The organism is Chromatocurvus halotolerans, from assembly GCF_004340525.1.
In the GTDB taxonomy this organism is placed as follows: domain Bacteria; phylum Pseudomonadota; class Gammaproteobacteria; order Pseudomonadales; family Halieaceae; genus Chromatocurvus; species Chromatocurvus halotolerans.
In genome coordinates, this window is the sequence record NZ_SLWX01000014.1 from 14,339 (window position 1) to 37,190 (window position 22,852).

The window sequence follows — 22,852 nt, forward strand, 5'->3', positions numbered from 1 at the left end:
AAGCGCGGTTCAGGCCTCGCGCAAAAAAGCTGTCGTTCTGGTTTCCACATCGGCTTGCCAGTCTCTTCTGGAAAACGTGTGATCCGCGTCCGCAAGTCTATGGATTTGTATGTTGGCGGGCTCAAGAGCGGCACGAAGCTCCGCGTTTCTATCCACCTCACGCTGAAATTCCATCGCTGTAAAATCATCACCGCTTAACAGCAAAAGAACCGGTTTAGGGAAAGCCCGCAGCCCACGGAGGAAAGTACCACCCAGATCACCTGCATCAATCATCCACGACATATCTTCGTTGTCAGATTTCGTGCCGTTGTGTGCACCGCGAGGGACGATTGCACGCACAACCACTTTTGCGAAATCCTCTATAGACTGAAGCAGCGCTACGCGCCCACCGAAAAGTCGTTGCCAGAATGCCAGTGAGAAGATTCGCGCAGCATAATAATGCTTGATTTTGACATTGGCCGCGCCCTGCTCGCTATATACCCAGGGGTTGGCAAGCGCCGCCCTAACCACTCGCGGGTCACCACCGGCATAGGCAATCGCTGCCGTGGCAGCATCGCACAGCCCCCACAGCGCAACGCGCTCCACCACTGGTACGGCGGCCTGCAGTGCATCAATGCCCGCTGCAATATCATCATGAATGGCGGTAAACCCTGCCAGTTCGCCATCGCTGTCGCCCATGCCGCGGTAATCGAACCTCAACACCGGGTAACCGGCGTCGGCCAGTGATTCCGCCAAGGATACAAACTGCCGGTGACTGCCGACCCGGTACTGGGGTCCTCCCACGACAATCACTACACCTGTGCTCTTAGGTGCAAAACTTTCCGGAACATGCAGACGCCCGGCAAGCTGGGCGCTCTGACACCGGAACACCACGGAGCTTGCTACTCCCCGGCGCTCGGCATCTATTGTGAGGGAGACGGGACGCCTGCTATCCATTTTCTGCGTCGAAGGCCCTTCTGCCCCAAAAGCGCCAAGCGCCTCATCACTCGCGTTGAGCAACGCATCGGCAAAGCCCAGCTCCTGGGTCGCCCAGAAGGCGTCCCCGACCACGGTGCGCGCAGTGCAGGCCATACCGGCCTCCTGCCAGCTGGCGAGATGTTTGGCTGTAACAGGTAGCAGTGGTTTGTCGGCCTGGGAAGCGACCTCGATAACCGTCACTGATGTGTTCGCTGGCAGCGTGAGTGCTGCCGCATCCGCATCCTGTAACCCAGAGTAAAGGATACTGCTGAGCGGATAACCCGCCACTTCCACGGTCTCGCCTTCGGCCAACGCCGCCTTGACCGAAGCGGCGGTCTGCCCTTCTTGACCACGGGTGACAGCAGCCGCGGTGACAAGGCGCAGGAACTGCGCCATCTGCAACTTGCCGGCCAGCAGCGGCTGCCAGAGCAGCAGGTGGTCCGGTGGCGCGGCGCGCGCCTCAAGGCGGACGGCGGCCTCCAGCGCCAGCAGGCAACCCAGGCGCAGGCCCCACAGCGTTATGGACTGAGTGCCCTGATCACGGGCCCAGTGCACCACTGCACACAGTTCTTCCACCCAGCCCTGCCAAGTGGCCACTTCAAGGCTGTCCGGGCTGTCGCCGGTGCCACACAGATCCGGCACCACCACCGTGTGGCCATTGGCGGCCAATCGTCGGGCCTGGCGAGCCACCATGTGGCGGCTCTTGTTCATCTCCTCGGCGAAGGCCGGGGCGTGAATGACCCAGTGCGAACCCATCACGCTTGCCGGGGGCCGCCACACGGCCAGAGGCGTCTTATTGGGCGAGTCCGGCAAGGCACCGAGCTGCAGTTCAGGCGTGCTGGTTGACAAAATCGTGCAACGTACCGATGGTTTCGAACACTTCGCCAGTGATATCGTCATCGTCCACCACCAGGCCAAACTCCTCTTCCATGGCGGTAATAATGGAGACCACGGCCATGGAGTCGAACTCGGGCATGGCACCCAGCAGGGGCGTTTCGACCGTCATACCCGTGGAGCGGTCACCGATTTGCAGTACATCGGCTACCACGCGAATCACCTCTTGTTCCGATACCATGTAGACTCCCTAGATTTACGGCTATTCGCCACTGTTGGCCAAAGCTCCAGTTCGCGGATGATAATAGCATTGAGCCATCCGGGCGTTAATCTGAAACACAGACAAGTCGCCAAATCGCGTCTTCCCAGCAGCCATTCTGTGATACGTTTAAAAAATCCGCGCGCTACAGACGGCCCAAAAGTTGATGGAGATCGTTTTTGATGCCTGACCATATCCTCATTTTTGGTATGCCGCGGTCCGGGACCACGTGGATCGGCAAGATTTTTGACAGCAGCCCGGACACCTTCTACCTGCATGAGCCGGATTCGGTTCGGCCAGACAATACTCTGCCTCTTCTGCTCGACAGTTCATCCACACAACTTCACGAGCGAATAGAAGGCTGGCTGCAGGTACGGGATGAGAAAGTGATCGGCTCCCGACCCTACTTTCGCAAAAGCTACCGCAGCCCGATGCAACAACGCATATTCGAGCTGTCGGCCTACCTTGCGAAGGCAGCAAAATCCGTAAGCCGTCGCGTTTCGCTAACCCCACTCTCGAGAGGTACCCAGCCGGCCGCCACGGTGTGGAAGTCCATTGAGTCAGTGGGACGCCTACCCGCAATTCTCGACGCCCTACCTGTGAGCAGGGCGATTCATATCGTCAGGCACCCCTGCGGGCAGGCCGCTTCCAAATTGCGCGGTAGCGCTACCGGCAGGTTTGATGACAGCGCCAGCATATGGAATGACACGGCTTTGTTCGAGAAGCTCATCGCGCAATCAGGCACTACGACATGGGATATTCAGGACATTCTTGCCATCACACCGACGGAGCGACTGGCAGTTCGCTGGGGCCTGATGAACGACTAAGCCTTGAACCGGCTGGAAAACGAGACGCGATACATGGCCCTGTGCTACGAGGAACTTTGCAAGTCCCCCGTCGAGACCACCAAGGCCTTGTTTGCCTTCTGTGACTTACCCTTGACCGAAGCGACCAATGAATTCCTCGAAACATCGACGACGGGAACCAAAGGGGGGTACTACTCGACGCAGGAAGACCCTCTGCTTGCCGCCAATCGTTGGCGACAGGAACTCGACAGCAAGACGATTGAGGACATTACCGCTGTTGCACGTCGGTTTGCCTCCTGGCGGATTGTGGATCAATCGCCATCACCTGATTCACTTTTTCAGGATTGTGCAGAATCAACTGCGGGCACCGGGTAGCGTGGCCAGGACTGCACAGTGAATCAGCGCACAAAACACCGTGTGGATGCGCAGACTCTCTTCGTCCCCCCTCCCAGCAGTGGTAGCATCGTTGGCTTGAAGCGTTAAGGAATCCCGAATGCCGCCTGTGAGCGCACAAAAAACACCGGGCGCCGTCAGTGCACTGCGCGCTCACGGCTTTTATGGCGTCTTGGGTACGAGCAACGGCGCACTGGGACAAGACAGCGGCTCTCTGCTAAGTGCCATGAGTAAAGCACATGCCAGCGCACTGGAGTGCGCCAAGGCAACTGGCGAAGGCTATGCGGTTGGCAGCACCGGCGATATGGCCTTGCTGCCGGCCGGCGGCCACGTGGCCATTATAGGGCACCCAATATTCAGTGACCCCGCCCTTCAGTCACAAGCTCAATTGGAAGGACCAGCCGCCGCCATGGCAGTGCTTTACCAGTCTCACGGCGAGGCGCTGGCGTCGCAAGTGGACGGTCACTTCAGCTATGCCGTTGTGGATGCCAGGAATGCCTGCCTGCATGCCGGCATCGACCGGCTCGGCATCTATCCTTTATATGTCGCGCAGCTTGCAGACGGGGTTGTGTGGGGAACAGATGCCCGCACAGTGTTGGCGCACCCTGAAATCAACGCCAGCCTAGCGTCGCAGGCGCTGTACGATTACGTGTTCTTCCATATGATTCCAGCCCCGGGTAGCGTTTACATTGGCCTGCAGAAGTTGCCGGCCGCCCACCGGCTGAGCTGGTCAGAAGGCCAGCTCAGCATCCAGCGCTATTGGCTACCAGACTTCAACCCTCCAGGGCGCCGGCGAAAACCTGGCAAACAGGATCAAGAGGACCTGCGACGTCATTTGAAAGCCGCGGTGGGGCGCTGCCTGGAGCAGCGGCCAGAGCACGACAGGCGTCGCACCGGCGCCTTTCTGAGCGGCGGACTGGACAGCTCAAGTGTAGTGGGCATGTTGGCAGAATGCGTGGGCGGAAAGAGCACACACGCTTTCGCCATCGGCTTTGATGCCAAGGGCTATGATGAGATGCCCTTTGCACGCATCACGGCAGCGCACTTTGGCGCAACGCTGCATGAATATTACGTTACCCCGAACGACGTGGTTGAGGCTCTGCCGCTGATCGCGGCTAGCTATGACGAGCCCTTTGGCAACTCTTCGGCTCTGCCCGCCTACTTCTGTGCCCGCTTTGCGCGCGAGCAGGGTATGGACGCCTTGCTTGCCGGGGATGGGGGAGACGAGCTGTTTGCGGGGAATGAACGTTACGCCAAACAGCTCCTGTTCGAGCGCTATCTGGAGCTGCCTACGGCACTGCGCAAGGGGCTGGTGGAGCCCCTCACCCAGCTGTTGCCGGCGGGCACCGGCCTGGGCAGCAAAGCGCGCAGCTTTCTTGAGCAGGCCGCCACGCCCTTACCGGAGCGACTGCATACCTACAACTTCCTCAACCAGTTCCGGGCGGAGGAGCTGTTCACCCCAAAAATGCTAGCGCGCATCAATCAGGATGCACCGATGGCCAATCAGCGGTCTGTCTATCAGGCGCCCGCAGGCACGGCGCTGGACCGGATGCTCTACCTCGACTGGCAGTTCACCCTGGCGGATAACGACCTGCGGAAGGTCAGCCAAATGTGTGCGATGGCGGGGATGGATGTGCGCTACCCGATGCTCGATGCAGACCTGCGGATGTTTTCCTGCGGCATTGCGGATGGCGAAAAGCTGCGACGGGGCGATCTGCGCCACTTCTATAAGCAAGCGCTGACGGGTTGGCTACCGGATGAAACCATCAGCAAGAAGAAGCAGGGCTTTGGTTTACCCTTCGGTGTCTGGTTACGTGAGCACCCCCCTCTGGCCGAAATAGCTAGAGAGGCTATCGAGGCGCTGCGGGGACGAGACATACTGCGCCCTGAGTTCCTGAATAACGCGCTGGAGCTGCAACAGAGAGGCCATGCGGCCTACTACGGCGAATTGGTCTGGGTGCTGACCATGCTGGAGTTATGGCTGCAGCATCACGACCAATGACTGCCATTGACCCGAAAGATATTCAATTCTCGTAGCCATTCGCAGACAGTCGGGCTCACACTCCGGCCAAATTCAGCACGACCAAGCCAGCGGGAAATGCGCCTTTTGTCCAAACTATCTCGTCCTGCAATAGCTGATTGAGTGTGACGTTCTAACTCGTTAGAGATCTAAAGGACTAAAGGACTGCTGTCACAGCTTGAATTTCAGTTCAGGCGGCTCCTCCCTGATGAGTTTCGCGTGCAGGTGTGGCTTCAGCGAAGAGCACATCACCTGAAGCCTTCCCAGCTTTAAAAACACTGCCGATCCAATATGCTCGGCACCCAGTCTCATATGTGCCGAACGAGAGGGAAGATTGTAAGCAGATATCCGACTCAGCGAATACTTATAGCCGCGCTCACTCAGCCCCTCATTCGCAGCCTGCCACGTTCTCGCAAATGTGCGGCCCATACGAAATCTCGGAGACACATAAACATCGAAATCCCAGACGGCATGAGTAGGTACACGGTAGGTGCACTGCACCTCGTCTTCGACATACCGACCGAAGGCAAACCATGCGCAAGCCACCAACTCGTCCTGCTTCATGGCGATAATACAAGCCACATTTTGATTGAAGCGAGCCTCTATATTCTCGATGGGCCTCGGAAGCTGCCCAAGAACAGGCCTAAAGGAATGGACCCAGCGGAAGGTGAGATTTCCACCTTCCCGGAGCAGTTGCTCCGATTGTATTGGTTGCCTGTAGAACAGGTACCAGTACAGCCCACAAGTCGGATGCACACGAGACAGCATGCGATGAAGTGCAAACCCAAGCGTCACCGCCATGCCATATTCGTTGATATGTTGCTTCAAACGCTTCAACCATTGCACTTGCTCTGCTCTCCAAAAGACGCGCCGCTCTGCGCACAGTTATTATCGGGCCGCACATGATCACTAGCCTTCCAGGCATAAAAATAATAAACCCCACAAGTCGTATCTATGGAACCTATCCACAAGGTACCGATATGTTGCTGGTTATGGAATGAGCGAAAGCGAATCCCCTCGAGAGGCGCAGACTAAATTACTCTCTTAGTGACATGATCCTCAAAAATCGGCGCCAGAAGTTACGAGCGCTTCGTAAGCGTAATAGTAACTGCTAGACTGCGACCATCGTAGCAGTTTCGAAGCCGTCACATGTTTCAATCCGAACCAAATGAAGCAACAGCAGGGCTAACGATTCGGCAACGGGAATGGAGTCATATAATTCCAGCACTGTGCAATGGACATACCCTGTGCAGCATGTATACCGGCCAACAAAAGCTGGCGACAAACCGCCGAGCGAGCTGGAAAGACGGCGGAATGACGAATCAACCTCACTGGCTACCAGGTTTCAAGCCGCCTAGACGCCGACAGCGGCCTTGCAAGCAAAGAGCCGTGAATCAGATCCGAGAGAGAGTATTCCAGGGTAGGGTTATCGCTCTGAATTGGAAATTCACCTTGGACGACAACGACCTGAGCAATGAGAATAGATTATGTTGCCAGGGCGATACTGATGCTTATTACCCGATTCCCGAATCTGTTCTGCGTCAGTCTCCACCGACAACCCAGAATTGGAATAACGACTTTAGTGGCTCGACGCGTCGGGATACGTTCTATCCCGCGTTCGATAACAAAGAAAAGCGCGATCATACAGAAGGACACGCAAGGTATTACGATGAGATGAATTGGATCTTCGCTCTACTGGCGTCGTGGTTGCAGGCGCGCAAATGAGTCACCACCCAGACAAAAGTACGCCACCCAGGAATCGTCGTATGCTCTTGATTGCGTATCACTTTCCCCCCGTACGCGTCAGCAGCGGTTTGCAACGGACCCTTGCAAATACCCGTTACCTGCCTGATGCAGGCTGGACCCCTGTTGTGATAACGGCGAACCCACGAGCCTACAGGGATGTTGATAGCGGCCAACTCAAGGATATTCCGCGAGGAACCGCTGTTCACAGATGCGCTGCACTGGATACATCCCGTCATCTGGCGGTCGGAGGCAGGTACATTAGCTGGATGGCTCTCCCGGACCCCTGGTCCAGTTGGGTGCCTTTTGCGGTGATGAGATCACTTTGGGAGGTAAAGACGAAGAAGATCGATATAGTGTGGTCTACATTCCCCATAGCAAGCGCCCACCTTATTGCGCTTATCGTGACCAAGATAACCCGCCTGCCCTGGATAGCCGATTTCAGGGACAGTATGACTGAAGACGACTATCCCACTGATAAGCGTAAATGGAGCGTCTACCGGTGGATTGAAGAAAAGACTATTCGCCACTGCAGGTTCGCGATATTCACAACGGAAAGCGCCGCAGCCATGTACGCAGCCAGGTACCCCGAAGAACCCAGTGCAAAGTGGCAGGTTATTCCGAATGGTTATGATGAAACGATATTCGAAGAAATTGAAACAGCAATCAAAACACAACCGACAGCGGGCAATCCGCTGACCATCCTTCACGGTGGTGTTATTTATCCAAGCGAAAGAGACCCAACAGCTTTTTTTGATGCTTTGAAATCACTGCGTGATGCGGAAAAAATTACCGCCGAGACTTTTCAGGTAAAGCTCAGGGCCTCAGGTCATGACAGCGTGATACGGCCGATGCTGGAAATGAGAAACCTCACAGATATCGTCACACTACTACCACCCCTCCCCTTCAGAAAAGCAGTTGAGGAGGCGTTTGCGTCCGATGCACTTCTCATTTTGCAGGGAAAAAGCTGCGATCACCAGATACCCGCAAAACTGTACGAATACTTTCGGGCAGGAAAGCCAATACTCGTACTGGCAAACTCAGATGGAGATACGGCAAGAACCGCTAACGAAGCGGGCATTCGCGTGACGGCTTCACTTGAGTGCAAAGGTTCTATTCAAGGGCTGCTCGAGCACTTTCTTGCTGGGCCAGATAATCCAGACCTCACGCCAACGCGGGACCAAGTGTCGCGCTACTCTCGAAAAGCTGGCGTTCTTCAACTTGGCAGATTGGCATGGCGAATTATAGGGTGCAAATAAAAAGAACATTATCGGCATTAATGGCAACCTAATTGGACTGGATCACTATGGTAAGGCGGGAAGCATGAGTAAATCGCATCTCGACAAGACTGTCTTGCTCACAGAACTCAAATTTAACTGCTTCGCCTCTGTCTCTTCTGCGGCACCATTTATCCTCGGAGCCTGCTGATGCGTGTTGCGATACTTTACTACCCTATGCTGTTCCAGCGGACCGGCGGTCTTCAGGTGCAGGTACGCGAGACAACTAAAGCCCTGCAGGCTATCGGCGTAAACGCCGAACTATTTGATTATGGCAAACATAAACTAACCGACTTCAATATCGCGCATGTTTTTTCACCCATTAACGGCAACCACCGAATTGTAGAGCAGGCAAAGAATGATGGCCTTAAGGTTGTCTTGTCGACGGTTCTGCACCCACCATGGTCACGATTTCAGAACAAACGTGCCGACTTTTCTTCCCGGCTAGCAGAACGCTTATCAGGTTGGTCCCAGAGTAGCACCCATCAACACATTCACAGTGCCCTCACCTTATCAGATGCTGTTATCGCACTCGGAGTTGCAGAGAGGGACATGCTTATGTCCGGTTACCGAACACCAAGGCCTAAACTGCACATTGTCCCGAATGGAATCAAGGAGGCGTTTTTTAGCGCAAACGAGGAAATATTTCGACAACACTTCGGTATCACAGGCAAATACGCATTGAACGTTGCGTCAGTAAGCCCTTACAAGAATCAGATGACGGCGCTCCAAGCACTGAAAGGGAAGGTGCCCCTGGTCGTTATTGGCCCTTGCGCAAAAGAGAATCACGCCTATTTAAAGGAAATGCAGGATTTTGGTGGGGAATGGTTTCGTTACCTGGGCGTTCTGGATAATGACGACCCAGCTTTGCCATCAGCCTATGCGGGCGCATCGCTCTTCATTTTACCTAGTCTCTCAGAGGTACAACCCATCTCCGCTCTGGAAGCACTCGCTGCCAATTGTCCGGTGATCATCACGAATAATCACAGTCTGGACATGCTCGCAGGGCAAGAAATGCTTAAAGAGACTTCTCCCACTGACGTTCAAGCTATCTCGAATGCCGCGAGCACGTTTTTATCAATGAACATTGAGTCGCATGAAATATCAACTCAGGTTTCAACACTGACTTGGAAAAAAGCGGCGTACAAAATCCAAAACATATACTTGAATCTTGGCGGTCAAGTCACGGAAGGGCCTGAAAAATCACCACAAGCTATCCAAGATTAGGTGAAAGTGGGTCGCCCCTCAAATATGCTGTACAACACGTTGGTCGGTAGAATGACCACAGAAGTAGGTGTTCATAAGTGGAGTAAAGCGGTGGGCCAGAAAGCGCAAGACTGCGGTAGCCTCAGCACTCTTGAAGTGTGAGTTTCTGGAGGAGGGCAGCCGCGCGACAGGTCTCAGTCTGCTCACATGTTGCACAAGTGGGAGGAGGTCTTTCTGGAGGAAACTTCAGCCGCATTGCATAAATTAAGAGCATGCGAATATGAGACTCAAGACTGAGTAATAGTGAGCTTGCCAGGAGGCGGCCGTTTCCAGAATGGTGATTACTAGATCATCCCTAAGGCGGAAAACTCTGGAGGTGTAGGGATCTTTTAAATCGTCGCATTTTTTTTATTCCCAAGGTATGAAGATGAAAATATCAATACTTTTTGCGACTCATAACGGCGCAAAGACGTTACCTTACATGCTTGAATCGCTGAGTGAGATTAACTGCCCATACGAGTGGGAACTGCTTGCAGTAAACAACGAGAGCTCCGACGAGACCGAAGCAATACTCCAGTCCTATATTGGTGAACTGCCGATAAGGATCTTGAACCAACCCAAGCGTGGAAAAAATCGTTCTCTCAATTTAGGGCTTAAGGAAGCAACGGGAGATCTAATAGTTTTAACTGACGACGATGTGGTTCCCAATGAAGACTGGATTGTTCGCTTAGTTGATTGTGCGGAGGCGAATCCTAAGTTTGATATTTTTGCCGGTAGAATTGGTCCTTTATGGCCCTGCCAGCCAGATCCCGTGATCATCAGAAATGTCCCCTTGGGCACGACTTATGCGATCAGCCCGACAACTTTAAATGAGGGACCGATCAATCCCGGCAACGTTTGGGGTCCAAATATGGCGATTCGACGAAGAGTCTTTGACGCGGGACATACATTTAATGAGCATGTTGGCCCTGATAAGGGTAGATATATCATGGGGAGTGAGACTGAATTCACAGAAAGATTACACGTTGCTGGATATAAATGCTGGTTCTGTGACGCTGCTGTCGTGAAGCACATAATCAGGGAAAATCAAATGACTCAGAGCTGGGTGATTGATCGGGCGTTTCGCTCCGGTCGAGGAGAGAGAGTCAGAGCCAAAGACGACGAGTTTGCGGTTCCCAGCTTCATTGGAATTCCTAGATGGCGCATTAGAGTACTTCTACGGTCATACTATCTTAGTGCTTTCCATCTATTAACGGGTGACACAGATGCCAGATTTGCCGCGCGCTGGGAAATTTCTTTTTTGCACGGATACATAAATGAATCACTTAAGGTAAAGCTTCGCGGCGAGCAATCATTGAAGGCTGATGGTAAATGAAATGCCACACCACATTGACGTTATAATACCATGCTATAACTGTGGTCAATTTCTAGAAACCACTTTGGAATCGATCCATGCGCAAGCTGGTGAGTTCAGTATATGCGACATATTCATCGTAAACGATCGATCTGCCGACCAACGCACCATTGACTTGCTATATCAGCTCAAACTTAAAGGCCAAGTTCGTATTCTTGAAAACGACGGAAAAAAAGGTGCGGCGTCTGCGAGGAACACAGGACTTCGTGAGAGTCGATCCGAATGGATTATTTTTCTAGACGGCGATGACATATTACAGCCCGGCAGTATTCAGGCCAGGATCGACGTCCTCAAAAGCCACCCTGCAATTGAATGGATCGGTGGAGACATAACACTGATGGATGAAGCGGGGACAAAGGAACGAGAGGGCTTTTTCAGCTCGCGACCACGTACCAGACAGGTACTGCAGCCTGCCTGGTCAAGCCAGCATGCAACCATATTTGTGCGGCCGGTAGAAATGTTCGCTAAAGCATGCCTCACTCAGGTCGGTGCGAGCTTGATTAGCCGCAGACTTATTGAGGAAGTGGGCGGTTTCAATGAGAATCTCTGGCAGGCGGAAGACTACCAACTCTGGCTTAAGCTTGCCAATGTTGCAGATTTCGCTTTCATACCAAGGAGCCTGCTCCTTTACAGGCAGCACGATGGCAGCACAATGGCAACGGACAGTCCACCGAGAAAATGGACCATTCAGGCGTTCCAAGAACTCGAAAGTGACCCCTATTTTTCACAGATCAACTGGCTGTTAAAGCAAAGAATATCTCAATTCTATACAGAGAACGCCTGGTATTTTGTTCTTAAGCACCAGTTTCTGGCCGCTGCGAACTCCTATTTTCATGCGTTTTTATACAGGCCCAATATGCGATCGGTAGTTGAGATTATGAAACTGGTGCCTCGCGCATTTGTCTCAACAAAGTCGCGCCTGCAATAGCATTGCGGAATTCTTCCACACAATGAACTCCACCCGAGGCGGCCTTTTTTTCTCCCTAAGCGAGCGCTATCTCCTTATTGCTATACAGCTCGCCAGCGGGATGATCCTAGCCAGGCTGCTTACTCCCGAAGAAATTGGAATCTACTCCGTCAGTTTAGCTGTGATAGGAGTCGCCCAAGTACTGCGCGACTTTGGTATCGGCAGCTTCATCATTCAGGCTCAGCACCTCTCCGAGCGGCACATACGCACCGCTTTTGGTTTCTCTCTTTTGTTGGGGGCAACGTTATTCCTCACCATATTCTCACTGGCACCTATCGCAGGGGTTTTCTATGATGACGACCGCATTGTTCATACGATGCGGATAAGTTCGATCAACTTCCTGATATTGCCCTTCTGCTCTATATCTATTTCACTACTACGCCGCAATATGCTCTTCAAACGCCTCGCATTGGTAGCAGTCATTTCATCCCTTATCGGTTTTATCGTAGGCGTGTCGTTGGCGCTCAAGGGATTCGGCCCAAACAGTATGGCACTCGGTGCTGTGGCCAGCAATACCACTACTGGCATTCTCGCCTGGCTAGCAAGAACCGATCGCAAGCTGCTGATGCCCGGACTCTCTGAATGGCGAGAGATACTCAAGTTTGGCTCGCAAAGCTCTCTAGCAGGACTGGTATCCAGCGTTTCTATGGACATCAACGATCTGGCACTTGGCAGGATTCTCGGTTTCGCGCCCGTGGCGATGTTGAGTCGAGCCCAGGGCATTATGAATCTGTTTCACCGGGATATCATGGCTGCGATTCGTGGGGTGATGTTTCCTTCTTTCGCGAAATCACACCGTGAAGAGTCATCTGTCGATGCGGAATACATAAAAAGTGTGACCAATATCACCGCATTCGCATGGCCTTTTTACGCTTTCGCAGCGCTGTATGCCGATGAAATAATCAGGCTTATGTTTGGCACCCAATGGAACGAGGCGGCGCATCTTGTTCCCTGGTTTTGCCTGGCCGGTGCCTTCGCCTCAACCTGGAACCTGATACTGAATGCGGTAATGGCAGTAGGCCGAATAGATTTATATACGAAAGCAGAGCTTGTAATTCAACCACTGCGTGCGACACTTATGGTGGTAGTTGCAGTTGTTTTTGAATCTTTGACCGCATGCGCGATTGCATTCTTTTTGGTGTATGCAATGAGCACTCCATTTTTGTATTGGGTAAAAGGCAAGTGCATACCAACAAACTATACGTCGTTGCGATCCGGACTCGTGGCCAGCGCCAGCCTTACTCTGACGAGCATGGCTTTACCTGCGTTACTTATCTCTCAAGTGCCTGAGCAGCGGGAGCTTACAGAAACAGCGTTGTTGGTGTGCGCTGGCGGCGCACTGGCAGGCCTGTCCTGGTTGTTTGCGCTTTTGACGTTCAATCATCCGCTGAAATTCGACCCGATAGTTCGCAGGACTCTCGCGTCATTCCATATACACAAGTAGGGGGTCGAATCGTGGAACAGCCGATTAGTCTACAGTTACTCAACATTATGCTTTTAACGGCTATCCTGGCAATTTCTCTCTGGATATTCCGCAAAGCCAGCAAGATTCACAAAGCGTCTTACCGGCTAATCGATGACGCTGCTATCGTTCGCAAAGAGACGCAGGCGCTTTTTGCGCAATGTCAGGCACTGCGAATTCTGGAAAGCAAGCTACATCTTGATCAGCCGTTACCCGCAACGCGTGGCTGGGCTGGATCACCTGACTTTCTGCTGACATTGGCGGATCAGGTGCTCGCAAAGAAACCCACCATCGTGGTCGAATGCAGCTCAGGTGTTTCGACACTAGTCATAGCGCGCTGTCTTCAATTGAATGGCCATGGGCATGCGTACAGTCTTGAGCATGATCAAACATACGCAAAGAAAACTGAGGATATGCTGACCAGCTTTAACTTGAATGACTATGCAACGATTTTATATGCACCTTTGGTAGTTAAAGGCAATGACAGTGCCTGGTATGACGAATCAGTATTGTCGGATCACATAGCACCCATCGATATTTTGATTGTAGATGGCCCACCAGAGAGCACAGCCCCTCTCGCACGACTGCCCGCCGTACCAAGATTACTTCCACGCATGAACGCGAACGCGACAATCATACTTGATGATGCTGATCGTGAAGCGGAGCGGGAGACTGTAAAACGTTGGCTGCAAATGGAGCCAACGTTTCACGTTAATCACCTACACCATGAAAAAGGTTGTGTCATATTGTCAAGATAGCTGAGCCTTTTAACGCTGATTACTGCTCGAACCTAGCGTATCTACTCTTCCTCAGCTAGTCGTTTTTTCAAGCCTTGCAAAGGAAACCCTGCCGCGTAGACTGCATCAGCGTATTTCTTGGCTTCATTATTTTTACCCATATCAAGGAGAAACAAACCGTAGTTGTATTTGGCCTGCAAATTATGAGGCGCCAAATCCACTGCTCTTTTGTACGCTGCATCGGCTCTTTCATTGTAACCTTGCCGGTGAGAGAGTAGACCCATGAGCATATATGCCATATCGTCATTCGGACTGAAGTTAGTCGCGCGCTGCAAATAGCATTCAACTGGGGGTATGTCCAAATCTCGGAGCATGAATCGCTGATTGCTGTCGAGCGACAACTGATGCCGAATCATCGCATTCAATGCCCGATGATGATTCGGCCAAGCCCTTAAGGTATAGTCAAGGTTAGCGAGCAAATCTCTCGACCTACCGCGAAGTTGCTCCATATCCGTAGTAAAATGATAGCGTTCTACCAGTTCCAGTTTGTCCGCTAATGCGCCTCGACCAAGGTAGTCAAACGGGCCAAATCCCTGACCCTGTCCTCGACAGCTGCCTCCATCGAATGTGTCGCCCACCCAAGGAGCAGATCGTTGCGCCATACTCTGCGCAGATAGCAACGCTGAAAGAATTAGCACAAGCCAACTCTGCATAAACCACCGGCGCTTCAGCGACCGTAGACTCAAAAATCTCATTCTCTTTTCACAGCCCATTCATTGAACATCAAGCGTAAACCAAACTTAACGCGTGAAGTATCCCATGGTGTGAACCGATGTAGCTGTAATTTGTCAGTGTCGGGGGAATTAAACCCATTATCAGTGCTGACAGCGGCGTCAAAGCCTACATCCTGTACTATTTTTCGATGACGATTATCGTAATCCAGTCCGCGACGTCCGTTAGGGTAAGCAAACAGATTTACGGGCCTTTGCAATAAGTCTTCAAGACACGCCTTACTATCAACTATCTCTTTTTTCACTGAGTTGTCGTCTTCACATGAAAGAATCGGATGATTAACGGTATGCGCACCAATATCAAATCCACTCCGGGACAAGGCTCTGAGTTGACACGTGTCAAGCATGGGTGTGTCTGCAGGTCGCACCCCCAGGAGACGTTCCAGTTCGTGCATCAAACATCCTCGCTCGTTTAGTGGTTTGTGCTTTACGTGAGCCAATATTCGGCCTATTGCCTGTTTCCTGGCTTCAATTGTGTCGAGTGAGATTGTCTCGCCGGCAAATAACGAACCATCAACAGCATCGCTTTTCGTTTGCCTTATAGTTTCGATAACCCTGTCATTCCACATCAAACCACCGTCAAGAAAGCCTGTTGCCACGAAAACGGTTGCTGGAATACCGTGCCGAGCGAGAACAGGCGCGGCTACAGTCATGTTGTCGGCATAGCCATCATCAAAGGTCACACAGATCGACCGTGGCGCTACCGTTCCGTCTTTGAGTCGCTCTACCCCTTCTCGAAGACTAATCGGGTTGAAGTACCTCCTTAGAAGAGCCATCTGACGATCAAATTGATTACTCAAAACCACACCAGGCCTCAGTGGGTCAAATCGGTGCAATACCCGATGATAAATCAAGATGCTTAAATGCGACGATCCTGGCTTTGGATTAAGCATATCAGTGAATAACAGCGGCGCTTTCGACAGTGAGGAGCCCCTAAGCATACTGCACCCTTGCTTCCGCCAAGAGTGCTTCAGGTGGTTTGCGACCTACAAGTTCAGCTCGGTACATCCACATTACCGATACCAGTCCAAACACTGCGTATAACAAATCAAAATATGCGAGACTCACGTTGGCAGCAGTGATGCCAAAACCAATCAGGCTAAGGTTCAACGCGCTCGAGACTTTAGCGTACCAAACGTGTCCTTCTCGATAGCCGAACTTCATATTTCTTCGATTATTGAGGTAGGCATATCCAAGAATAGCAAGAAACATCCCTAGTCCCAGAAAGCCGTGATCTCCCAGGACCTGAAAGTACACGTTATGCGCTGCCTTGGGTGCCAGGCCGGTAGGTATCGGCACCGTATAAAGGGGACCGAAATCCGGTGTTTCTGGCGCATAGTCATTCCATAAAACAGGATCAGTTACCGCGCCGAAACCACCACCAGTCAGCGGATTATCCAACGCAATCAGCGTGGATATCTTCCATGCCCATAGCCGCCCGATAAACGATCCATCTGCCTCTGCCGCTGTCAAAATCGTGTTCTGCCGCTCTTTCCATCCGTCCGGCGCTGCCTGATACACTACGGGAAGCATCAGCAGCGCAAGAACCGCCAACCCGAGTTTGTACCGGGAATTCATCCACATGGCGATAGCGAGAATGCTCAGGCCGATAAAGCCCCCGCGGGAATAAGTTCCTACGACGGCGACTACGTTCAATCCTAAAAGGCCCCAGAGACCCAGGCGAAGCCAATAGTGCCTGGTTACGTGAATGAGATAGATAATTAACGGTATACACATGTTGATGGCCACCGCCAGATCATTACGGTCTGCAATAATGCCGGCGCGACCCACAATCCGATGCCCGCCTGCGGAGAGAATAAACTTGACCCCTTCCATCGCGGCATAGGATGAAATAGAGAGCACGATGGCCCAGACAAAAGTGTCGATGTGCATTTTGCTTCGAAGCACCAGCACAATGAAAAGAAACAAGGTGATAATTTTCATGAACTGCGCCCAGTAGCCCCACACCCAACCCGGGTCCGATTGCAGCGTGAAGGCCGTACTTACCATGGTCCAGAAGCCAAACGCCAACACCCAGAACCCGATTTTCCCCGGCCGGAATGACTTGTTCTTCATCACAAACAGGTAGGAAAGCGCCGTGAATATCACGATTGTGAAATTCAACCGGAAGCTCTGTGAAAACCCAAAAGCCCAGTTGGTGGGTGCCGCAAGGGCAATCCACACCCAGGCCGCCAGGCCAAGGTAGGGGCGCTTGAACGCGTAAAAAATCGCCACAAACAAAAAGCCAACGAGCAGGAGGTCGCGCATCAGTCCTCATCCTGCTTGCTGGACCAATAAAGCAGATAGCACATGGAGACCACCACAATCAGCAGGTACAGACTGTCGATCATGCTGCACTCACCTTGCTACTCACGTAGCGAAACTTGCCCGACGCTTCCGGCAACAGCTCTGCCACCGCCTCAATCTCAATACTGACGCTCTCACCCAGCCTGGCCCGCAGGCCCTGCCGGATGGCAGCGACCACCGACGGCTGCAGCGCGCTCCGGGGCACTACCTGCACACGCGTTTTGGCCAGTGACTCCTGCACAATCCTGAAGTTAGCCACCTCCGGAATATCCCGCAGCACGTAGATCAGTGCGAGGCCATGCAGCACCGTGCCATCGGCGGCCACCACGAAATCCGTGCTGCGCCCCTCCACACTGGCCATCACCGGAAGGCCGCGACCGCAGGCACAGGCTCCCTCGCCCAGCACACCCACATCGCCTGTTCGGTAACGCACGAAGGGAAAGTCCCCCGTTCGCAGGTGGGTCACCACAATCTCCCCGGCTTCACCCGCAGGCACAGCCTCGCCATCGGCGTTCAGTATCTCTACCACGATGTCCTCTGCGGTAATGTGCAGGCTGCCCGCAGGACAGGCATGCGCAATGAAGCCCGCATCCCGACCGCCGTAGCCGTTGGCCACCGGACACCCGAACACACGGGAAATCGCCTGCTGCTGATGATCATACAGCCGCTCTGAGGTCACAAAGGCCACGCTAATGCCCAGGCTATCAAGGGCGACACCCTGCCCCTCGGCAAACTCGGCTATCTTTGCCAGTGACGAAGGATAGCCAAACAGCATCGCCGGGCGGGCCTCACGAATGCAAGCCACAAAGCGGTGCAGATTCTCCTCGGACATCTCGAAGGCGGATAGCAGCTCCGTGCGCATCAGCCGGTCGCGCAGTAAGCGCAGCCGATCCTGGGCGCCCAGCTCAATCGGCGAGCCCCAGACCACCATTTCCCGGTCGCCGATATCCACGCCCCACCATCGGGTCGCCCGGCGCTTGGCTGCCACGTCGTGGCTCACCCGCTCATTGCTCAGGTAAAAGATCAGCGGCTCACCGCTGGAGCCGCCGGTATTGAAGCGCTTCAGCCGAGCCTCGCTGCCTTCGGCCTTAAGGCTTTCCATGTTGGCGCGAATGGTGGGTTTGTCCAGACGCGGCAGTAAGGCGAGGTCAGCAACGCTGGTAACGTCAGCCGGATCAAAGCCTCGCTCGGCAAACAGCGCCCGATAATATGGCACGGTGCGCCCGATGCGCACCAGAAAGTCACGCAACTCCCTTAACTGCAGCGCCTGCATTTCCTCGGGTGACAGCCACTGGTTGCGCTCCATGGCGCGGAACGCCGCCTGAGTTGTGTGGCCCTTAAACCGTTCCTGCAGCGGGAAAAGTACATTGGCAACAAACTGCTGGGCTAGGCGCATACCGGCTCTCCCAATGCCTGGCGGTACTGGGCCAGCCACTGGCCATGCACCCTGGACCAGGTGTAATCCGCTACGCTGGCAAGGCCAGCATGGGCCAGGCGGGAACACAGGTTGGCATCTGCCATCAGCAGCTCCATGGCCGCGGCCATGGCATCGGCATTCTGCGCCGGCACCAGTAATGCCGTCTTCTCATGCGTCACGATGTACGGCACGCCGCCAACATCAGTGCTGATCACCGGGACCCCACTAGCCAGGGCCTCAATAACCGAGTTGGGCATATTGTCTACAGTGGTGGGGTTAAGCAAAACATCCGCCTTACGATAGAGCGCGGCCACTTGGTCTCGATCAAGACGACCAGCAAAGTGCACCATGTTCGTAATCCCCAGGGATTGCGCCTGCGCTCGCAACGCAGCTTCTTCCGGACCGCTACCGGCCACCACCAGCCGAAGTGCCGGGGCGGGCGTGCCGGTTGCCGCCGCTGCCTGTACCCTGGCAAACGCCTGCAGGGCTGTACCCACGTCGTAAATCTTCTCCAGGTTACGCGTAATGGCAAAAGTGAATACCTTGCCCGGCGCTTCTGCTGCACTGGCCGGCGAGAACAGCGCCGTATCTATAATGTTGGGTACAACGTCGCAGTTATAACCGTAATCCGCAAACACGGCCCGCAGATAGCCCGAGGGCACTACCAGGGCCTGGGCATGCCGCAGGCTCAGGTTCACCCACCGCGCGGAACGCGAGAGAAAGGTGCTCGCCTCGCCACCGCGATAGTTCACCAGCACCGGCGTGCCGCGCAGCCGCGCCAGCCACAGCACCGGTGCGGCAAACAGGTGCCAGGACCACCCGGAATTGGCCATGAGGTGAATCACATCCACCCGCCCCGCGAGGCGCCACACTGCCACGCTGTAAGGCAGCAGGCGAACCAGTGCACGCAGGCCCGGTACCCTACCCGCCCAGGCGGGTCGATAGGGCGGATTGGTCGGCAACAGCGTGACCTGCTCACCGGACTCGCGCAGCAGGCGCACCAGCTGGCGCGTCTGCATCGCCATGCCGCCATTGGGTGGCGGCACAGGCCCGATAACCCCGATATGCAGGCGGTCGTGCTTACTGGCCGCCGTCATGCCGATTGCGCCTGCCGTGGGCGCAGCAAGCCATCATACAGCGCCCGGTAGCGTCCCACGCTCGCCGCCCAGGTGCGTTCACTCTCGACGAACTGCCGGCCTGCCTCGCGCATCGCCTGCCAGTCGTCAGGGCGCTGCAAGAGATCACTCACAGCATTGGCCAGTGCAGACGCATCGCCGGCCCTGAACAGGCAGCCGGTTTCACCGTCACGAATGAGCTCGCGGTGACCGCCCACGTCGGACGCCACCACCAGCCGCCCCTGGGCCATGGCTTCCAGAGGCTTCAGGGGTGTAACCAGTTCAGTGAGGCGCATGGGCAAACGCGGATACACGAGCACATCCACCAGATTATAGTAGGCCTGCACGTCGCTATGCGGAACGCGCCCGGTGAGGATGACCGCATCTGTCAGTCCCAGGGCCTGGATGCGCGCCTTGACAGTCGCCTCCTGCGGACCTCCACCCACCAATAGCAGCCGCGTGTCCGGATTCGCCGCCACCAGGGCCGGCATCGACTCCAGCAGCAGGGGCAGGCCCTCGTAGGCGTAGAAGGAGCCGATAAAGCCGAGGACGGTCTTACCCTCAAGGCCCAGCTCGCGTTGCAGAGCTGCATCCGGTGCAGCCCCGTAGTTGAAGGAATCCACGTTCACCGCATTCGGAATTACCGTGATGTTATCCGCCGATAGTCCGCGGCCGACAATGTCCTCACGCAGCCCTTCGCAGATCGTCGTCACCGCATCCGCGTGGCGAAATACATAACTTTCCAGAGCCCGGGTGGCGCGGTAGCGCGGGCCGCCCTCGCGGCTGGTGCCATGATCCACCGCCGCGTCCTCCCAGAAGGCGCGGCATTCGTAGACCACCGGCAGTCCCAGCTGGCGGCCTGCCTTTAGCGCAGCCAGGCCGTTAAGGGCCGGGGAGTGAGCGTGAAGGATATCGGGGCACTCTTGCGCGGCAACCTCGACAATGCGCCTTGACAGAGTGCTAACAACGTCCCACTGATCCAACAAGGGCAGACGAGTCAGCGGGCCTCCATTCGGGGTAGTCCGATAAAACGTAAGTCCGTCTATCTCCTCCTCGACGTCAGCCGGGCCCTGCTTGGAACCGGTGACGTGCGCTGTGTGCCAACCCAATGCGCGCTGCTCGGCGATGATATTGCGTGTGCGAAACGTATAACCACTTTGTAACGGAATGGAGTGGTCAAGGATGTGTAATATGCGCACAGTCACACCTCAACGCTCGACAGACGGGACGGGAGCGCGGCCAGCGCCTGACCGCGAAGGTCTGATCTGGCGCAGTAGACTCATAAAGCCACTGAGTTCTGCCTCAAACTCAACTTCGCTTACGTGTTCACTATCCATAATTCGAGGCAGTTCCAGGAGTGGATCGGATAACGAAACCAGTTCATTGCGAGTCGTTGTTGCCGTACTCACGCCAGCGTCTTTGAGCAGTCGCACCTGCTCGTGGTGATACTCACCGCTGGGGTAGCAGAAGTGCCTGGGTCGCCCGCCGCAGATTCGGTGAATTGCAGCAAGATTTTCATTCACCTCGCGCTCTGCACCTCCGTTTTCAATACCAGCGAATCTATGCCGATGTGTATGTAGTTCCAGGTTAACGCCCTGTTGGCCGAGTTTTTTCACATCGCTTTCCGAGAGGAACATCAGCTTTCCGCGTGCCAGCCATTCTTCATACGACTCACCGAAATATTGACAGAGCTCACGAATAACAATTGATTCTAGCTCGGTCCCCAGGTCAGACACGATTTCTTTTATTCGCTCCGCGGTCACCTTTTCGTCCCCTGCACGCGCATACAGACAGCTCGAGGGTAATACCTGATACAGGCCACCATATTTCCAGAATAGATAGTCCAGCGCGACGTTAAATACGGGACGTTGATCCTCCACGTAATATGTTGACAAATATAACGTAGCGGGAAATCCATGTGCCTGTGTCACAGAAAACATGCCTGAGCGGACTCCAGCCCATCCATCATCGACAGTTACCACCACCTGATCTTTCTTGAATCTGCCGACGTTATATTGACGCGCGATCTCATCAAGATCGACACATTCGAATCCGCTGCGGCGAAGGATAGTCATTCTTCGGCGAAATACATGGGCACGCATAAAAAGACCAGGACGAAAACGCCACTCATCATCGAGTGATATACCGTGATAGCACAGAATCCGCGGTCGGTGTGCCGTCAGCAGACGGGCGATAGCAAACAGCCCCAAAGCTTTGCAGATTTTGAGGAATACCTTCTTCAACTGTACTCCGGCTGACGCCTTGACCAATTAATTAATGATCTGCGAGGCCAGAAAAGCGCAAAATTTCTCGGTATATAAAGACCATTCTCAAAGGCTTCGCGACGCCTCTTTGACATAGAGAGTGCTCCGCTTTGGTAATCCTCAGCATGAGAAAAATAAAAACCTGCACCGCCGTCTGCAATCGTATTCGCTATGAACGCGAGACGCGGGCTCACGGCGGAAATGTCTGGATCATAGAACCAGCTACCGCCGACGACGCCCCGGATAGCAGGATTCGCTTCCGCCATTTTCGCAGTGATAACACAAGTTTGGTACCAGCTCTGCTGACTAAAGCGAGATACCTCCGACAGATGCACGTGCAGACGAAATACCGGCTTGTTACCGCCAGCTTCTACCAGAGCCCGGGCGAACCGGCACGCCTGACGCCACCCGCCTGAATACAATAGCGACCGCTGTATAACCGAAAAAGGCTCAACGACACGCTCAGCCGCCGGGTAAAGTCGCCCACTCGCCAACGCCAAATCCTTCATAAAGCGATCGTTCAACTGCAGCTGCTGTGGCTCAAGCTGCAAGATTCTGGAAAAACTCCTAGCGTAGCCGTGGACAACCTCGTCCACCAGCGAAAAAGGCAGTCGATCCACGTCAAAGCTCGCAACAAGTCGACATAACAAATGATGCATCACGAGTTGCATAGCTTTTGCGTCATAGCGCTTGCGCACCGATCGCAGGACAACATCGACGCCCGGTACCGCATGATAATGACCGAAATCAAAGCGAGGCTGAAGTTCATCCTCAATACGGGACAGCCAGCCCCCATCTACATATCTCGCGACCACATTCGCTGTCGCGGCGACTTTGGCCCCCGCTTCCTCCTTTACATCGCGTAAGACTTTCAAGAAACAGG

At 54.2% G+C, this 22,852-nt stretch carries 21 protein-coding genes; 10 read left to right on the plus strand and 11 right to left on the minus strand.

All coding sequences use genetic code 11. The features are described 5' to 3' along the window. Positions 1–9: 9 nt before the first annotated feature. A complete protein-coding gene (locus tag EV688_RS13530; protein ID WP_117319099.1) occupies positions 10–1,857 on the minus strand; it encodes a hydrolase 1, exosortase A system-associated in 1,848 nt (615 codons plus the stop codon). Then, positions 1,787–2,032 carry an acyl carrier protein gene (locus EV688_RS13535; protein WP_117319098.1) on the minus strand — a complete coding sequence of 82 codons (246 nt, stop codon included), beginning with the start codon at positions 2,030–2,032 and terminating at the stop codon, positions 1,787–1,789. The genes EV688_RS13530 and EV688_RS13535 overlap by 71 nt, the downstream gene beginning before the upstream one ends. A 200-nt stretch (positions 2,033–2,232) precedes the next feature. Here EV688_RS13535 and EV688_RS13540 point away from each other — a divergent pair, with 200 nt between their 5' ends. The 3 genes from EV688_RS13540 to EV688_RS13550 all read left to right on the plus strand — a co-directional run bounded on the left by EV688_RS13540 (position 2,233) and on the right by EV688_RS13550 (position 5,251). Then, complete coding sequence (locus EV688_RS13540) at positions 2,233–2,877, plus strand: sulfotransferase (protein ID WP_117319097.1); 645 nt, start codon at positions 2,233–2,235, stop codon at positions 2,875–2,877. A 33-nt stretch (positions 2,878–2,910) separates the two neighbouring features. Then, positions 2,911–3,231: a hypothetical protein gene (locus EV688_RS13545; protein ID WP_117319096.1), complete on the plus strand. Its 321-nt coding sequence runs from the start codon at positions 2,911–2,913 to the stop codon at positions 3,229–3,231. A 244-nt stretch (positions 3,232–3,475) separates the two neighbouring features. After that, complete coding sequence (locus tag EV688_RS13550) at positions 3,476–5,251, plus strand: asparagine synthetase B family protein (protein WP_205686702.1); 1,776 nt, start codon at positions 3,476–3,478, stop codon at positions 5,249–5,251. Between the two features lie 189 nt (positions 5,252–5,440). Here the strand turns inward: EV688_RS13550 and EV688_RS13555 are convergent, their stop codons facing one another. Beyond that, on the minus strand, positions 5,441–6,115 hold the full coding sequence (locus EV688_RS13555; protein ID WP_117319095.1) for a GNAT family N-acetyltransferase: 675 nt from the start codon (positions 6,113–6,115) through the stop codon (positions 5,441–5,443). Between the two features lie 606 nt (positions 6,116–6,721). On the opposite strand from EV688_RS13555, the gene EV688_RS13560 reads away from it, so the two are divergent. The 7 genes from EV688_RS13560 to EV688_RS13590 all read left to right on the plus strand — a co-directional run bounded on the left by EV688_RS13560 (position 6,722) and on the right by EV688_RS13590 (position 14,096). After that, positions 6,722–6,994: a hypothetical protein gene (locus EV688_RS13560; protein ID WP_131917667.1), complete on the plus strand. Its 273-nt coding sequence runs from the start codon at positions 6,722–6,724 to the stop codon at positions 6,992–6,994. Positions 6,995–7,035: 41 nt separating this feature from the next. Continuing rightward, positions 7,036–8,271, plus strand: a complete 1,236-nt coding sequence (locus tag EV688_RS13565) for a glycosyltransferase (RefSeq protein WP_162883970.1) — start codon at positions 7,036–7,038, stop codon at positions 8,269–8,271. Positions 8,272–8,439: 168 nt separating this feature from the next. After that, positions 8,440–9,516, plus strand: coding sequence for a glycosyltransferase (locus EV688_RS13570; protein WP_117319092.1), 1,077 nt, complete (start codon positions 8,440–8,442; stop codon positions 9,514–9,516). Positions 9,517–9,922: 406 nt separating this feature from the next. Further along, positions 9,923–10,870, plus strand: a complete 948-nt coding sequence (locus EV688_RS13575; RefSeq protein WP_162883969.1) for a glycosyltransferase family 2 protein — start codon at positions 9,923–9,925, stop codon at positions 10,868–10,870. Position 10,871: 1 nt separating this feature from the next. After that, positions 10,872–11,837 (plus strand): glycosyltransferase family 2 protein, encoded by a 966-nt coding sequence (locus EV688_RS13580; RefSeq protein WP_162883968.1) that lies wholly within the window; start codon positions 10,872–10,874, stop codon positions 11,835–11,837. Positions 11,838–11,859: 22 nt separating this feature from the next. After that, entirely contained in the window at positions 11,860–13,320 is a 1,461-nt protein-coding gene (locus EV688_RS13585; protein WP_117319089.1) for a lipopolysaccharide biosynthesis protein, read from the plus strand. Between the two features lie 11 nt (positions 13,321–13,331). Then, positions 13,332–14,096, plus strand: a complete 765-nt coding sequence (locus tag EV688_RS13590) for a class I SAM-dependent methyltransferase (protein ID WP_131917669.1) — start codon at positions 13,332–13,334, stop codon at positions 14,094–14,096. A gap of 41 nt (positions 14,097–14,137) precedes the next feature. Here the strand turns inward: EV688_RS13590 and EV688_RS13595 are convergent, their stop codons facing one another. From EV688_RS13595 to EV688_RS13630, 8 genes are all read right to left on the minus strand, one after another. Beyond that, positions 14,138–14,773, minus strand: coding sequence for a tetratricopeptide repeat protein (locus EV688_RS13595; RefSeq protein ID WP_162883967.1), 636 nt, complete (start codon positions 14,771–14,773; stop codon positions 14,138–14,140). Between the two features lie 53 nt (positions 14,774–14,826). Continuing rightward, positions 14,827–15,807 (minus strand): polysaccharide deacetylase family protein, encoded by a 981-nt coding sequence (locus EV688_RS13600; RefSeq protein ID WP_117319086.1) that lies wholly within the window; start codon positions 15,805–15,807, stop codon positions 14,827–14,829. Further along, positions 15,800–17,134, minus strand: a complete 1,335-nt coding sequence (locus EV688_RS13605) for a putative O-glycosylation ligase, exosortase A system-associated (RefSeq protein WP_117319085.1) — start codon at positions 17,132–17,134, stop codon at positions 15,800–15,802. Before EV688_RS13605 ends, EV688_RS13600 begins: the two co-directional genes overlap by 8 nt. Positions 17,135–17,213: 79 nt before the next feature. After that, the gene (locus tag EV688_RS13610; RefSeq protein ID WP_117319084.1) at positions 17,214–18,569 is read right to left on the minus strand and encodes a phenylacetate--CoA ligase family protein; all 1,356 of its coding nucleotides are present in this window, start codon (positions 18,567–18,569) and stop codon (positions 17,214–17,216) included. Next, a complete protein-coding gene (locus EV688_RS13615; protein WP_117319083.1) occupies positions 18,560–19,687 on the minus strand; it encodes a glycosyltransferase family 4 protein in 1,128 nt (375 codons plus the stop codon). Before EV688_RS13615 ends, EV688_RS13610 begins: the two co-directional genes overlap by 10 nt. Continuing rightward, on the minus strand, positions 19,684–20,910 hold the full coding sequence (locus EV688_RS13620; protein ID WP_341539183.1) for a TIGR04063 family PEP-CTERM/XrtA system glycosyltransferase: 1,227 nt from the start codon (positions 20,908–20,910) through the stop codon (positions 19,684–19,686). The genes EV688_RS13615 and EV688_RS13620 overlap by 4 nt, the downstream gene beginning before the upstream one ends. 3 nt (positions 20,911–20,913) lie before the next feature. Continuing rightward, a complete protein-coding gene (locus tag EV688_RS13625) occupies positions 20,914–21,948 on the minus strand; it encodes a polysaccharide deacetylase family protein (protein ID WP_117319081.1) in 1,035 nt (344 codons plus the stop codon). After that, the gene (locus EV688_RS13630; RefSeq protein WP_131917671.1) at positions 21,945–22,844 is read right to left on the minus strand and encodes a hypothetical protein; all 900 of its coding nucleotides are present in this window, start codon (positions 22,842–22,844) and stop codon (positions 21,945–21,947) included. The genes EV688_RS13625 and EV688_RS13630 overlap by 4 nt, the downstream gene beginning before the upstream one ends. Positions 22,845–22,852 lie beyond the last annotated feature (8 nt).